A 16,256-nucleotide genomic window follows, 5' to 3' on the forward strand; every position below is an offset into this window, starting at 1 on the left:
TTGCTTTTTAACTATTGCCAATTATCTTTGAAATATAAAGTATTGATTATGAAACAAAAAACATATATAATTATCTTCCTGCTCTTAACTGCCGGTATGGCGGCGAGGGCCCAGTCGGGGGACTCGCTCAATTACAGCTTCAGCCTGAAGCAAGCTGTCGATTACGCACTCGTGCATCAGGCTGCTGTGCTCAATGCTGCTGTGGATGAGGAGATCGCCAAAAATACGGTGAAGCATACTTTGGGGATAGGACTGCCCCAGGTATCAACCAGTTTTAATTTTCAGGACTACCTCAAACTGCCCACAACTTTGCTGCCCGGTGAACTTGCAGGTCAGCCCGCCGGGACGCTGATCCCGCTGAAGTTTGGGACGAAATACAACAGCACGGGTGCTATCGAACTGAAACAGCTGATCTTTGACGGGAGTTACCTGGTGGGCCTGCAGGCTTCAAAAACCTATAAGGAGCTTTCAGTAAGAAATAGCCGGCGTACACGGATCGAAACTGCGGTAGCCGTGACCAAGGCCTATTATTCTGTGCTGGTCAGCAATGAACAGCTGATCTTGATCGACGCCAACCTCGGGCAGCTCAACAAAACGCTGCACGATACAGAAGCGATGTTCAAGAACGGATTTTCAGAGAAAATTGATGTAGACAGGCTTCAGGTACTGAAGAACAACCTGGAAACAGAACGGGAAAACGTGACCCGGCTGCTCACGGTAAATATTGACATGCTGAAGTTTCAGATGGGCATGTCTATAGAAGCCAGCCTTAGCCTCACAGACAAGATCAGCAATGTGCGTACCGAGGCTGCTGTGGCTGTGACGGATACGGCGGTATACAAAAGGCGTGTTGAATATTCACTTTTGGAGACCCAGAAAAAATTGAATGAACTGGACCTGAAAAGACAAAAGAGCTTTTTCCTTCCAACATTGAGCGGGTTTGCCAGTGCCAGCAAAAACTTTCAGTCCAATGAGCTGTCCAACCTGTATGACCTGAGTTATCCTACGTCAGTGATCGGCCTGACCTTGTCCTGGAACATCATCAGCGGCGGACAGCGAATCTACCAGGTACGCAATGCCAAACTTGCGGTCAAAAAAACAGAAAATGACCTGCTGAACCTTAGAAATGGCATTAGCATGGAAGTGTCGACTGGTCAGAAACTTTACTCGAATGCGCTGCGGTCGGTAGAAAACCAGGAGCGGAACCTCAAGCTTGCACAGGAGATATTGCGCGTAGCCCGGATCAAGTATGAGCAGGGTGTTGGATCAAGCCTGGAGGTGACCACCGCCGAGACTTCGCAAAAGGAAGCACAAAATAACTACATCAGAGCCTTATACGATCTGCTGATCAACAAAGTGGATCTGGATCAAGCTACAGGAAATATTAACTACTAAAACCACCCCAAAATATGAAGACCTTATATACCGTTGCCATCGTGCTTTTTTTAGCTTCCTGCTCATCAGGAGATAAACCTAAAGACAAGAAAACTCAGCTGGATCAGATGAAGAAGGAGCGTACTGCACTTAATGATAAAATAACCAAGCTTGAGGCGGAGCTGGGCGTCGATAAAAACAACGCCGAAATTAAAGAAGTGGTCGCAGAAGAAATCAAGGAGACCACCTTTGAGAACTTTGTAGAAGTTCAGGGAAAAGTGGATGCGGTCGACAATGTGGACATCACACCAGAATCGCCGGGGGCGGTAACAGCTGTTTACGTTAAAGTAGGACAGAATGTGAGCCGTGGACAAGTGCTTGCCCAGATCGATGACAAAGTGCTTCGCCAGAGTATCGCACAGATGCAGACACAACTTGAATTGGCCACTACGGTATTTAACCGTCAGAAAAACCTCTGGGACCAAAAGATCGGGACCGAAGTTCAGTACCTGACTGCAAAAAGCCAGAAAGAAGGCCTGCAGAAACAACTGTCCGGACTTCAGTCTCAGGCAGCCATGAACAAGATCAAAAGCCCGGTTTCAGGAACCGTAGATGCGATGGATCTGAAAATTGGCCAGTCTGTAGCGCCCGGCACGCCTACCGGTATCCGGATCGTCAATGCGAACAACCTCAAAGTAAAAGCTCTGGTATCTGAAAATTATGCTGGTAAAGTGGACGAAGGAGACGAAGTGGAGGTGAACCTGCCGGACTTGCCGGACAGTTTTAACTCCCGCATCAGTTTTGCCGCCAAAGTGATAGATCCGATAGCCCGTGGATTTAACGTAGAGGTAAAGCTCCCGTCCAATAAAAAATACAGGCCCAATATGCTGGCCATACTCAAGATCGTCGACTATAAAAACAATAAGGCGCTGATCGTACCGGTAAATGCCATTCAAAGGTCAGAGACCAGTGAATATGTATATGTGGCGGTAAACGGCAAAGCAAAAAGAACTGACATCAAGAGTGGCAAAACATCTGAAGGCAAAGCTGAAGTCGTTTCAGGTCTGAAAGCCGGAGATAAGGTGATCGTGACCGGTTTCCAGGACCTCAATGATGGCGATGCCGTTAAAATATAAGCTGATTCAAATTTGAATTGAATATGAAAGACGTAAATAAAGAGTTTGGTCCATCCAGTTGGGCCATAGATAACAGAACGGCCATATATGTATTTACCTGCATATTGTGCGTCATGGGATATTTCTCCTACCAGGGGCTCCCAAAAGAGAACTTCCCGGAGGTGATCATTCCCAAGATCTTCGTTCATACCTATTATCCCGGAACTTCACCGGCCAATATGGAAAATCTGGTCACCAAGCAGTTGGAAAAGGAGATCAGGGGTACTCTGGGACTAAAAAAAGTGACTTCCAATTCTTATCAGGATGTCTCTACCATTACAGCAGAATTTAATGCCGATGTAGATATTAAAGATGCCAAGCAAAGGATCAAGGATGCAGTAGACAAAGCCAAATCAGATTTGCCTACAGACCTGCCCGAAGATCCGGTAATCATGGATGTCAACCTTTCAGATATGCCGATCATGTATGTCAATATTTCCGGCGACTATGATCTGAAAAAATTGAAGGAATATGCCGATGACATCGAAGAGAAAATCGAAGGATTGAAGGAGATTGCCGGGGTTGATATTGTCGGTGCACTGGAACAGGAAATCCAGATCAACGTAGACCTTCATAAGATGGAAGCAGCAAAGATATCATTTGACGACATTGGTAACGCAGTGGGATATGAGAACCGAACGATATCCGGGGGTAACGTCAAAATGGACGGTATGCAGCGCTCCCTAAGTATAAAAAAGGAGTTTAAGAGCGCAGAGGAGCTGGCCAGCATTGTGATCAGGTCACAGACCGGCGCTCCTGTTTATCTGAAAGATATTGCAGAGGTTAAAGATTCATTTAAAGAGCAAAAAAGTTATGCCCGGCTTTATGGCAAAAATGTGATCACCCTGAATGTCAGGAAGCGCAGCGGGGAGAACCTGATCGAGGCTTCTGATAAGATCAACGCGATGCTGAAAGAGATGAAAGGAACTACTGTACCTGAAAAACTGAACATCACCATAACGGGCGACCAGTCAGATCAGACCCGGATCACATTACATGACCTGATCAACACGATTATTATCGGGTTTATCCTGGTGACACTCATCCTGATGTTTTTTATGGGGGTGACCAATGCTTTGTTTGTTGCACTTTCTGTGCCGCTCTCCATGTTCATCGCGTTTTTATCCATGCCTGTTCTGGGGGGAGTATTTGACTTCAACTTTACCATGAACATGATGGTACTGTTTTCCTTCCTGCTGGGACTGGGTATTGTAGTAGATGATGCGATCGTGGTGGTCGAGAATACACACAGGATCTTTAACAATGGCAGAACGCCCATCGTCAAAGCTGCCAAGACTGCTACGGGAGAAGTGTTTTTACCGGTGCTTTCCGGTACCTTAACTACCCTTGCACCATTCTTCCCTTTGCTATTCTGGCCGGGGATCATTGGAGAGTTTATGTACTTCCTGCCGGTCACGCTGATCGTCACTTTAACCGCTTCACTGATCGTAGCTTATATCATCAACCCGGTCTTTGCAGTCGACTTTATGAAACCGCATGACGATCACGAAGACAAAAGACCCACTTTTAATAAAAGGGTGAAGATCACATTACTGGTGTTTGCCGTATTGATATTATTGGGTTACCTGATAAACTTTGGGTTGGGCAACTTTTTGGTGCTGCTTGCGCTGTTGTACCTCCTGAATCATTTTGTGCTCACCGGTGTGATCAAGAAATTCCAGAATGTGATCTGGCCAAAAGTGGTCAATAAATACAATGGATTGTTGACCTGGGCGCTGAAACGTCCAAGGACGATGATCTGGAGTACTGTTGGTTTATTTATCTTTACCATGATCCTGGTGAGTATGGTGCCTCCCAGAGTCGTATTTTTCCCAACGGCAGATCCAAATTTCGTTTATGTATATGTTGACATGCCAGTAGGGACCGATCAGGCATATACAGACAAGATCGTGCAAAAGGTTGAGGAGAGAGTGACAAAAGTAGTGGGGCGCAACAATCCGGATGTGTCCTCCATCATCTCAAATGTGACCGTTGGTGTGACCGATCCTCAGTCGGAAGATCAGGGAGAGTATAATAATAAAGGAAAAGTGACCGTCGCATTTGTATCTTACGGGCAAAGAACCGGCGAAAGCACAGCCAGTTATCTGGATAAAATCCGTAAGGCGGTAAGAGGTATTCCAGGTGCGAAGATAGCGGTGGCACAGGAACAGGGCGGTCCGCCAACAGCGAAGCCAATCAGTATAGAAATTACCGGAGATGACCTTGATTCTATTGCGCACACTGCAGACCGGTTAAAAAAACACCTTGACAAAAAACAAATTGCCGGGGTAGAAGAATTGAGCTCTGACTTCCAGAGCAATAAACCGGAGGTTATATTTGATATCAACAGAGAGCGTGCAAACCGTGAAGGAATCTCAACAGGTCAGATTGGTATGGCGTTGCGCACCGCCTTGTTCGGCTACGAAATTTCGAAATTCCGGGACGTAAATGATGATTATGAAATTAACGTAAGGGCTAAAGAAGAGCAGAGAAACAACCTGGATGACCTGCGCAATATGAAGTTAACCTACCGGGATATGGCCATGAACGGGATCATCAGGCAGGTGCCGATCTCTTCTTTTGCAACCATTGATTATGTAAATACTTACGGTGGCGTGAAGCGCAAGCAGCAGAAAAGGATCATCATCCTGTCCTCTAATGTACTCGGAGAATTCAACCCGAATGAGGTAGTTGCCAATATCCAGAGCGAGATCAATGAGTTTAAGGCGCCTGCCGGAGTAGAGATCAGGATGGCCGGTGAGCAGGAAGAGCAGAATGAAACCGCTGCTTTCCTGGGTACGGCTATGCTTAGTGCCTTATTTATCATCCTGATCATCCTGGTGATGCAGTTCAACTCGGTCAGCAAGCCGATCATCATCCTAAGCGAGATCATATTCAGTATCATTGGCGTGCTGCTCGGTGTCACCATCTTCCGAATGGACCTTTCTATTGTAATGACCGGTTTGGGCATTGTAGCCCTTGCGGGTATTGTGGTCAGAAACGGAATCCTGCTGGTAGAGTTTACCGAACTGATGGTAGAGCAGGGCATGCCTGTTTATGAAGCGGTGGTGGAGGCGGGAAGGACCAGGATGACACCTGTATTGCTGACGGCCACAGCTACCATGCTGGGATTGATCCCGCTGGCAGTGGGAATGAACCTCGATTTCGTAACGCTCTTTACAGAGCTTAATCCGCATTTGTATTTTGGGGGCGATAATGCGGTGTTCTGGGGGCCCTTATCCTGGACCATCATCTTTGGATTAAGTTTCGCTACTTTCCTGACATTGGTGTTGGTGCCATGTATGTACCTGGTCGCTGACAATAACAAAAAAAGGCTTAAAAAGATGCTGGCTTCAAAAACTCAGAAGGAGGAGTTACCAAGAACGACAGAAGATTAACGTCATTCTTGCGCTGAATAACCTGAAAATATACGGGGACTGGTCAATCACCAGTCCCGTTTTTTATTCCTGCATATTGTGGCCTTGTAAAGAATATTAATAATACAGCAAACCTTTAGTTAATTTTTTACTTACATAAAGATAACATGAAGGATAAATGAATTTATATTACTGATTTTGCTTTAATTAGCGGGATCATAACTATATTAACGTATTAACATCTCTAACCAAATGAGCTATCAGGATTACAAGTGCAGAAAGTGCAACACGGATTTTCATTACCAGGTGCCGCGGGGGTTTGTACTAAAGCATTTGCTGGGATTTCTGCCACTAAGGATTTATTGGTGCCCTAAGTGTACCGCCAACAGGTATGTGTGGATTGGAAACAAAAAGAAGGGTTAGCCCTTCTTTTTTTGTTTAAACACCTTTGTAAATTATTTGATATAAATGGAATTATTGTTTTACTTTTGATAGGGGATAAATGTCTTGGAGCTATGCTTATGAGAAGAACTTTACTACTGGTTTTATTTTTAACAGTCACATCAGCTACCGCATTTGCGCAAATGAGCGGAGACTATAATTACAGCATAGGATTGCGTGGGTATACCGTCATGCAAATGCCAAGGATATTGAATGAATCCGGTTCAAAGTATTTTACCAATACTACATTGAACGGCGTCATGGTAAAGTTCAATGACAACCAGATCAGCTACCGGCTGAACGGAACTTACTATAACAAATCCAAACAATTTTTTAACAATTGTGCAAGCTGTGAAGAGGCAAATGGTAAACTGGTAGATTATTCATTCAAGGTAGGTTTCGAAAAGAATTTTAACTACGCACGCATACAGCCCTATTTTGCCATAGATCTTGGTTACCGGTCCAACACTTTTTCGGGAGAAATGGAAAATAGGAATGAATTAAAGGCGGCAAGCGCAAGGGCGGTGGCCGTGGATATCGCAACCGTTCAGATAGAGGCTTCTAAAATGGGGATGGTGTTCACCCCTGTTTTGGGTATAAGAGTAGGTATAACAAACCAGGTTTCGATATTTGCCGAGGGAAATCTTGATTTCTTCTATTCCTATGAGCGGCAGGAAACAACCTGGCATGATGCCAATAACACACAGACCTTCAAAAAATTCTATAAATCAGAATTTCTGTTGAATCCGTTCTCAGCTGGCATTCAGATTCACCTGGGTAGCAATAAGTAAGCCCCTGAGTTCCTTACAAAGTAAATAATTGTGTATGTTATGCAGCCATAAATCTTTAAAAAAGTCATTCCAATGAAAGTTGCCTTAATCACCGGTGTTACAGGTCAGGATGGAGCCTATTTAGCAGAGTTCCTGTTAAAAAAGGGCTACTTTGTTCACGGTTTGAAAAGGAGGTCTTCTTTGTTCAACACAGAGCGTATTGATCATTTGTACCAGGACCAGCATGAGCATGGAGTGAATTTTAAACTTCATTTTGGCGATTTAACGGATTCGACCAATCTGATCCGGATCATCCAGGAAACACAGCCGGACGAGATCTATAACCTCGCCGCCATGAGCCACGTCCATGTCAGTTTTGAAATGCCTGAATATACGGCCAATGCAGATGGTATTGGCACACTGAGGTTATTGGAGGCAGTAAGAATTCTGGGATTAGAGAAAAAAACAAGAATATACCAGGCCTCTACTTCTGAGCTATATGGCCTGGTACAGGCAGTGCCACAGAGTGAAACCACTCCGTTCTACCCGCGTTCACCTTATGCCGTGGCAAAAATGTACGCCTATTGGATTACAGTAAATTACCGCGAGGCTTATGGCATGTATGCCTGCAACGGAATTTTATTTAATCATGAGAGCCCTTTAAGAGGTGAGACATTTGTAACCCGTAAAATTACCCGCGCAGCGGCAAAGATTGCATTAGGTCTGCAAAACTGCCTGTACCTGGGAAATCTTTCGGCTCAGCGAGACTGGGGACATGCAAAGGATTATATTGAGGCGATGTACCTGATCCTGCAGCAGGAAAAACCTGAGGATTATGTCATAGCAACAGGAATTACGACGACTGTAAGAGATTTCGTGAAAATGAGCTTTGCCGAATTGGGCATTGAAGTTGAGTTCAGCGGAAAAGATGAGCACGAAAGGGGGGTGATCATTGATGTGGATCAGGAGCTGGTTGTTCAGCTGGGATTGAACGATGTGAACCTTAAACCAGGCACGATTGTGGTGCAGGTCGACGAGAAATATTTCCGGCCTACAGAAGTAGACCTATTGTTGGGTGACCCAACTAAAGCGAATACCAAGCTGGGCTGGATGCCTAAATATGACCTTCCGGCTTTGGTGAAGGATATGGTGCATTCGGATTTACATTTAATGAAAAAAGATGAATATTTGAAACAGGGAGGTTTCAAAACCCTTAATTATTTTGAATAGAGAGTGTAAAAGGGAGTGTAAAAAATTGAACTGTGTCTCTAAGTTAATAATTAACTAGTTGGACACAGTTTATTTTACATACCCTTTGAATAATATACTCATCAACGAAATCTACTTGTTGGCATTACACTTCTATCCGATGCGTTCCTGTCCGGCTGGGTGTATAATACAAATGCTTTCTATACATTAGGCCACTTGTCATTATTCATATTAATTTTGGTATAAAGTGGGGGTGATCAGTAACATGTTTATGTAGAAATACCAGGCATTTACAGTGTGCAATTTGCCAATTTAAAATCCCCAGATTTTGTGTACATTACATTTTTAAGCTTCAATTAGATATATGATTAAACCTCTGACCTCATGTAGGTTTTTTTTTGCTTTGATGGTTTTTTTCAGCCATATTGATTTTATTGATAAATCACACGTAACATTTCATACTTTATATCAAAATATATTTCAAGAAGGATATTTGGGGGTTAGTTTTTTTTTTATTTTAAGTGGATTCATACTAACGCTTAATTACAAAGACAAGATTTTGTCTGGAGAGGTCGGGCATAAAGAGTTTTGGATGGCTCGTTTAGCTCGAATTTATCCCCTACATTTTATTACAACAATTCTGTGCATTCCTTTGACACTAATCTTTTTTAACGATGGAGTATTAATGTGGGGGCTAAAATTATGTTTAAATTTACTTTTATTACAAAGCTTTGTACCTGCAATAAGTGTTTACTATTCGTTTAATGCGCCCTCTTGGAGCATTTCTGATGAAATGTTTTTTTATTTAATATTTCCTTTTTTAATAATATTATATAACAAATGTCGCAGCGCAGTATGCATAAATTTGATTTATTTATTGTTGATACCGATAGGTATCTACTTTGTGCCAAGTAACCTCATACATAGAATTTTCTATATAAACCCATTAATACGACTCGCTGATTTCTCTCTGGGAATTCTTCTTTTTAAATTATATGAGTTGTCAAAAATTGAATTGCTTAAATATCATAGTCTTAAAGCAACTCTATTTGAACTAATTTCTATAATTGTATTTCTTTCTTTCTTTGTATTTCACAAATTTATTCCCGATGGATATCGATTGTCCTGCTATTATTGGTTTCCTATGTCTTTAATTATTTTTATATTCTCCTTCCAACTTGGTTATTTTTCTAGAATATTGTCATATAAGCCCTTTGTAATCTTAGGTGAATTAAGTTTTAGCTTTTATCTGCTGCATAAATTATTGATAAGTTATTTAGAAATTTTTTTTAGTAAAAACATACTGCATCTTTATCCATACATGGTTTTGGCGATTGTTTTCTTTTCGACACTATTGTTGAGTTACCTTTGCCATAGGTACTTTGAAATACCTGCAAACAGATATATAAAGACAAAATATAAATTAAGTTTGATGGAGAGAAAGTAAGGCCATTGTCATAAATCCTTCTAATCTATTAAATTTACATTACATTCCTAATATTGTAACCATTCTCGAGGATAGAACGAATCGCTAGCTACATATAACCATGTGAATAGATTTCATATCGCCTTATATAGAAATTGTGATGACGTATTTAAATAATCTTATCTAACCCTCAGATCTGTCGTTTTTATAGCTGTAAAATAAACAGCCTAAGATAATAATTGTTGAAAAAACATGAAAAAATATAACCCTATCTCACAATCTAAATAATTTGATATATTTGGAATCTTAATTGATTGAATGAAAATGTGACCTTATTGTGATATAATCATTAATCTATTATTTTTTACTGTAGCTTCTGAACCCTGTCTATGAACCTCAAAAAAGTATTAGCGAGTTTTCTATTTTTTTTCGCTGTATTTTCGCACTCAACCTTTGCACAGTCGAACTATTCCGATGTAAGGGTGGATGACCTTAATGATGCACAGATTAGGCAGATGATGCATAGGGCAGAATCTGTTGGTTATAACGATGCCCAGCTGGAGCAGATGGCTGCGGCCCAGGGCATGAAGGCAAATGAGATCCAGAAATTAAGGGCCAGAGTAGAAAAGCTTAGAAAAGAGGACGGAATTTCGAACGCTAATAAAGAAAATGTTGATACACAGGAATTAGACAAAGCCAGAGGATCACAAAGAGACACAACGCTTACAGGAAACAGAAATAATAAAGGTATTAAGTCACAGACCAAAATCAGTGATGATACGCTTGCTAAAAAACAAGATATCTTTGAAGGTTTGAAGCCCAAGATCTTTGGTACGGACCTTTTTAAAAATACCAACCTTACATTTGAGCCCAATCTGCGAATGGCAACGCCAAAGAGCTATGTTGTTGGGCCGGATGATGAATTGTTAATTGATTTGTCAGGAGATAATGACGTCAATTACAAATTAAAGGTTAGCCCTGATGGAACTATACGTTTACAGTATGTAGGTTTAGTTTCAGTGAGCGGACTGACCATTGAGCAGGCAACTGCAAAGATCCGGACGTCGATGAGCGGTACTTACCCGGGTCTTAGGAACGGCCGTACAAATGTAGCTGTGACACTTGGTAATATAAGAAGCATCAAAGTGACAGTTGTAGGTGAGGTTGTCAAACCAGGCTCTTATACTATTCCTTCCCTTTATACTGTATTCAATGTTCTGTATGAATCAGGGGGGCCAAATCAAAATGGATCTTTTCGTAAGATACAGGTGGTTCGTAATAACAAAGTTGTTTCTACAGTCGATGTTTATGATTTCTTATTGAATGGTATCCAAAAGAGCAACATTCGTTTACAGGACCAGGATGTAATTAACGTTCCTGTTTATCAAACCCGCGTGGAAGTTTCGGGTGAAGTCAAGCGGCCCGCATTATACGAAGTGCTAAATACAGAATCACTGGAAGATGTAATTCGTTTTGCCGGTGGGTTTTCTAATCAGGCTTACACGGCTCAGATCAAAGTATTGCAGAACACTAATAAAGAGCGTAAGATCACAGATGTGCCAGCAGATGATTACATAAAATATAACCCCTTAAACGGAGATAAATATATTGTTGAAGCGATATTAGACCGTTTTGAAAACCGTGTTGAAATTTCAGGTGCCGTATTTAGAGAAGGTCCTTATGAACTTGATAAAGGCTTAACTTTAAAAGGATTGATTGAAAAAGCAAATGGATTAAAAGAAGATGCTTTTTTAAACAGAGCATATATCAATCGTCTAAATGCGGATAATACACAAGCATTGATCTCGTTTGACCTTTCTAAGGTGATCGCTGGTACAGAACCTGACATCCCCTTACAGAGAGAGGATAAGATTACCATATCTTCTTTATTTGACTTAAGGGATGAATACAAGATCAGCATACAGGGCGAAGTTAGATATCCCGGAACTTTTGATTATGCAGACAGTATCAGTCTTGGCGACCTCATCCAAAAGGCCGGCGGTTTTAGAGAGGGCGCCACACCAAATAGAATTGAAGTGTCAAGACGGGTTAAAAATAGCGACGCTACCTCAATGTCGGCCCGTACAGCCGAAGTTTTCACCATCAATGTGGATCCGCAGTTAAGAATTTTAGGCCCTAAATTCATCTTGAAACCGTTCGATATGATTTCTGTTCGTAGCTCTGAGGGATATCAGGTGCAAAAGCAGGTGAAATTGGAAGGTGAAGTTTTATATCCAGGGACGTATACTATTACACAGAAAAATGAGAAGATCTCAGATTTGATCAAAAGAGCCGGAGGTTTAACGCCACTTGGCTACGCTGCGGGCGCATCGCTAAAAAGACCAGGTGCAGAGAAAGTGAACCCAGAAGACCGAAATGTCATCAACAACAAGGATGAAGAAGAAAAGAAATACTTAAACCTCAAACGCGCCCGCGAAGCCGGAGCTAAAGACACACTGCAGAAGGAGGTAGAATTAAAGCTAATACAATCCGATCTTGTTGGAATTGATCTGGAACGCATTTTGAAAAAGCCCGCATCCAAGTACGATCTGACCCTTGAGGACGGAGATGTGATCAGAATACCAAGACAACTGCAAACGGTAAAGGTAACAGGAGAAATATTGAACCCAAATAGCATCGTTTATTCTTCTGGTAAAAGCTTTAAACAATATATAAAAGGAGCCGGCGGATTCACTACCAGTGCACTTCGTGGGGGGGCGTATATTAAATACGCAAACGGATCGGTAGAAGCAGCGAGTAAATTTTTGTTTTTCAACAACTATCCTCAAGTGAAGCCAGGAGCCGAGATCTTAGTTCCAAGACGGGCTGAAAGAGAAAAATTGACCGCCCAAAGTTGGATAGGTATTGGGACTGCATTTGCATCTTTGGCGGCTATTGTTGTTAGTTTATTACAGTGATCTATGGCTATTTAAGTTGAATATCATGAATGATGCAAATCAAAAACTAAAGCATAATACCTCAGAGATTTCGTTACGAGAAATTGTACTAAATATAAAATGCTATCTGGATCATATTCTTTCAAAATGGCTGATTATTTCTGGAATTGGAGTATTGGGAGGCATACTTGGATTCACCTACTCACTCTTTAAAAAACTGTCATACACAGCAACTAGCACTTTTGTGCTTGAAGATGGAGAAGCCGGCGGCGGGTTGTCACAGTACGCAGGTCTTGCGTCAATTGTAGGTATTGATCTTGGGGGTGGGGGTGGTTTATTTCAAGGAGATAATATCCTTGAATTGTATAAATCAAGGACAATGATCGAGAAGACTTTACTTAGCCCGGTTGAAGGTGACACCAGCTTATTTCTTATCGATTTATATATTAATCTCAATGGAATGAGAGAGAAATGGGGGGAAAGCCCTGAGTTAAGAAACGTTAATTTTCATCTCAATGCAGGTCAGCACTTTAGTCGTTTACAAGACAGTATAATTGGAAGAGCGGCAGAGGATATTAGTAGGAGCTACTTACTCGTTACCAAACCAGACAAGAAACTTAGCATTTTGAAGGTCGACGTTAAGTCGAAAAATGAGGTTTTTTCAAAGCGATTTAATGATCAAATTGTTAAGAATGTGAATGACTTTTATATTAAGACAAAAATGAAGAAAGCATTACAGAACCTTTCTATCGTACAAGAAAAAACAGATTCTGTACGCAGGGAAATGAATGTCGCAATCCGAGTCTCAGCTAGCGTTGCCGACGCAACTCCGAATTTAAATCCTACACGCCAAATACAAAGGGTAGTACCAATTCAGCGCTCTCAATTTAATGCAGAGGCAAATAAGGTGATATTAACAGAATTGTTGAAGAATTTAGAACTGTCTAAAATTTCCTTATTGAAGGAAACACCTTTAATTCAAATTATAGACCAACCGATTTTTCCCCTACCAAATGATAGGCTTGGCAAAATTAAAGGAACTGTTGTTGGTGCTTTTATTGCCGGGATTTTGGCAGTAGTATTGTTATTAATAAGGAGAATATTTAGTAATTTATAGATGAAAATAGACCAAGCTAGTATTATTCAGTTACCAAAAATGTTAGACCAACGTGGAAATCTGTCCTTTTTTGAGGGAAACAAACATATTCCATTTGACATAAGACGCACCTATTGGATCTATGATGTCCCTGGAGGTGAAATGCGTGGTGGACATAGTTACAGTAAGAATGAAGAATTTATTGTCGCATTATCTGGTAGTTTTGATATTGTATTGGATGATGGTAACGAAAAAAAGACCTTTTCTTTAAACAGATCCTATTACGGCATCTACATTCCGAACGGAATATGGAGACATATGGAAAATTTTTCTACTAATTCATTGGCCTTCATCGCAGCATCAACCGATTATAATGAATCTGATTACGTTAGGGATTATTCAAAATACTTAAGTAATATTGATGCAAAAAGCTAGTGTATATGGTTGTTCGGTCTTTGAACTGCCAAAGATTAGATACAGAGCGGGTAACATTACGCCAGTTCATAATAATATCGAAATCCCTTTTGATATTAAGAGAATTTTCTATTTGTATGATATTCCCGGTGGAGAATCACGCGGGGCACATGCACATAAAGAATGTCATCAATTTCTTATTGCCGCCAGTGGAAGTTTTGAAGTATTGCTCGATGATGGAAAGACAAAGCGAATTGTACAATTGAATAGGCCATATATGGGCCTTCATATTCCACCAGGGATTTGGGCATCAGAGATCAATTTTTCCTCTGGTTCAATATGCCTGGTTTTCGCCTCACAGACATATAAGGAAGGTGACTACATCCGGGATTACACAGAATATTTAAAACATAACAATGGCTAGCTACATTCACCCTCTGTCAGATGTTCATGCCGAAGCAATTGGCGATCTTACCAATATATGGCAGTTTACCGTTGTTTTAAAAGATGCTGTCATTGGAGAAAATTGTAACATCAATTGCAACTGTTTTGTTGAAAACGATGTTATTATTGGAAATAACGTCACTATAAAGTCTGGAGTTCAAATATGGGATGGAATAAGGATTGAAGACGATGTTTTTATAGGCCCTAATGTTACATTCACAAACGATTTGATTCCACGGTCAAAAGTCTACGATAGGCGAATCCAAAGAACAATATTGAAAAAAGGAAGTTCCATAGGAGCAAATTCAACAATCATAGGCGGAATTGTGATTGGCGAGAAATGCCTTGTAGGAGCAGGAAGTGTGCTTACCAAATCTATTTTGCCTTATACAGTTTGGTATGGCAACCCGGCAGTTCAAAAAGGATATATTACTGATGAATCTTGCCTGCTGAGCTTGGATCTGATTGATAAACAGACCGGTGATACGTATTATTTAGATGGTGATAAACCAATAAAACATGATTAAATTTTTAGATTTATATAATATAAACCAATTACATAAAGCAGAGCTATTAAAGGCCTTCGAGCGAGTAATTGACTCCGGATGGTTTATAATGGGCCGGGAATTAAAGCAATTTGAAGCTAACTTTGCCAGTTCTTGCGGGGCTAAGCACGCAGTTGGTGTTGCAAATGGGTTGGATGCCTTGATTTTAATCATAAGGGCATATAAGGAGATGGGCCTGTTTAAAGATGGCGATGAAATATTGGTTCCCTCAAATACTTATGTCGCAAGCATTTTGGCCGTTTCCGCTAACAATCTTGTTCCGGTTTTGGTTGAGCCGGAATTAAGTACTTTCAATATCGATCCTTCCTTAATTGAAAGACATATTACTAAAAAGACGAAGGCGATTTTGCCGGTCCATTTGTACGGACAGCTATGTAATATGGAAGTAATTCAATCAATTGCAAAAAAACATAGCCTAAAAATTATAGAAGATTGTGCCCAATCGCATGGGGCAATGTTAAATAATAAATTTGCTGGAAACTTAGGTGATGCTGCCGGTTTTAGCTTCTACCCAGGCAAAAACCTTGGTGCCTTAGGAGATGCCGGTGCTGTCACAACTAATGATGATAGTCTCGCCGAAACAGTAAGGGCATTACTTAATTATGGTTCTCATGTCAAATACAAAAATAAATATAAAGGTGTAAACAGCCGTTTAGATGAGATACAGGCTGCTCTCTTAAGCGTTAAACTCAACTATTTAGGTTCCGAAACTGAGAAAAGAAAATATATAGCAAATAAATATTTGGAAGGTATAAAGAACAGCAAAATCGTTTTGCCGCTTTGCACTTCAGAATCCAGTCATGTATGGCATCTTTTTGTTATACGGACAGCCGACCGAGAGACTTTACAACAATATCTTCTGGAAAACGAGATTCAGACTGTTATCCATTACCCTATACCACCTCACCATCAAGAGGCCTATAAGGAATGGAAATACATGTCTTTTCCAATTTCTGAACAAATTCATAGAGAAGTCTTAAGTCTACCAATAAGTCCAGTTATGAAAACTGAAGAAGTTGAAAAAGTGATATGGGTATTAAACCAATACTAAGCATAAAATATTTTTA

At 40.9% G+C, this 16,256-nt stretch carries 12 protein-coding genes; all 12 read left to right on the plus strand.

Annotated features, from left to right (window positions below; all coding sequences use genetic code 11):
* Positions 1-48 precede the first annotated feature (48 nt).
* The 12 genes from VK541_RS00090 (at position 49) to VK541_RS00140 (ending at position 16,240) form a co-directional block, all read left to right on the plus strand.
* Positions 49-1,395 carry a TolC family protein gene (locus VK541_RS00090; RefSeq protein ID WP_324365641.1) on the plus strand — a complete coding sequence of 449 codons (1,347 nt, stop codon included), beginning with the start codon at positions 49-51 and terminating at the stop codon, positions 1,393-1,395.
* A gap of 14 nt (positions 1,396-1,409) precedes the next feature.
* Positions 1,410-2,510 carry an efflux RND transporter periplasmic adaptor subunit gene (locus VK541_RS00095; RefSeq protein ID WP_324365643.1) on the plus strand — a complete coding sequence of 367 codons (1,101 nt, stop codon included), beginning with the start codon at positions 1,410-1,412 and terminating at the stop codon, positions 2,508-2,510.
* A 23-nt stretch (positions 2,511-2,533) separates the two neighbouring features.
* Complete coding sequence (locus VK541_RS00100) at positions 2,534-5,947, plus strand: efflux RND transporter permease subunit (protein ID WP_324365644.1); 3,414 nt, start codon at positions 2,534-2,536, stop codon at positions 5,945-5,947.
* A 500-nt stretch (positions 5,948-6,447) separates the two neighbouring features.
* Entirely contained in the window at positions 6,448-7,158 is a 711-nt protein-coding gene (locus VK541_RS00105) for a hypothetical protein (protein ID WP_324365646.1), read from the plus strand.
* A 72-nt stretch (positions 7,159-7,230) separates the two neighbouring features.
* Positions 7,231-8,367, plus strand: coding sequence for a GDP-mannose 4,6-dehydratase (gene gmd, locus VK541_RS00110; RefSeq protein ID WP_324365648.1), 1,137 nt, complete (start codon positions 7,231-7,233; stop codon positions 8,365-8,367).
* A 343-nt stretch (positions 8,368-8,710) separates the two neighbouring features.
* A complete protein-coding gene (locus tag VK541_RS25765; RefSeq protein WP_414692594.1) occupies positions 8,711-9,793 on the plus strand; it encodes an acyltransferase family protein in 1,083 nt (360 codons plus the stop codon).
* Between the two features lie 368 nt (positions 9,794-10,161).
* Positions 10,162-12,690 carry an SLBB domain-containing protein gene (locus tag VK541_RS00115; protein ID WP_324365649.1) on the plus strand — a complete coding sequence of 843 codons (2,529 nt, stop codon included), beginning with the start codon at positions 10,162-10,164 and terminating at the stop codon, positions 12,688-12,690.
* A gap of 25 nt (positions 12,691-12,715) precedes the next feature.
* Positions 12,716-13,786, plus strand: a complete 1,071-nt coding sequence (locus VK541_RS00120; RefSeq protein WP_324365651.1) for a lipopolysaccharide biosynthesis protein — start codon at positions 12,716-12,718, stop codon at positions 13,784-13,786.
* Positions 13,787-14,200: an FdtA/QdtA family cupin domain-containing protein gene (locus VK541_RS00125; protein ID WP_324365653.1), complete on the plus strand. Its 414-nt coding sequence runs from the start codon at positions 13,787-13,789 to the stop codon at positions 14,198-14,200. It begins immediately after the preceding gene.
* Entirely contained in the window at positions 14,187-14,603 is a 417-nt protein-coding gene (locus VK541_RS00130) for an FdtA/QdtA family cupin domain-containing protein (protein ID WP_324365655.1), read from the plus strand. Before VK541_RS00125 ends, VK541_RS00130 begins: the two co-directional genes overlap by 14 nt.
* Positions 14,596-15,150, plus strand: coding sequence for an acyltransferase (locus VK541_RS00135; RefSeq protein WP_324365657.1), 555 nt, complete (start codon positions 14,596-14,598; stop codon positions 15,148-15,150). Before VK541_RS00130 ends, VK541_RS00135 begins: the two co-directional genes overlap by 8 nt.
* Positions 15,143-16,240, plus strand: a complete 1,098-nt coding sequence (locus tag VK541_RS00140) for a DegT/DnrJ/EryC1/StrS family aminotransferase (protein ID WP_324365659.1) — start codon at positions 15,143-15,145, stop codon at positions 16,238-16,240. Before VK541_RS00135 ends, VK541_RS00140 begins: the two co-directional genes overlap by 8 nt.
* The last annotated feature ends 16 nt before the right edge of the window (positions 16,241-16,256 follow it).

The organism is Pedobacter sp., assembly GCF_035317785.1.
In the GTDB taxonomy this organism is placed as follows: Bacteria; Bacteroidota; Bacteroidia; order Sphingobacteriales; family Sphingobacteriaceae; genus Pedobacter.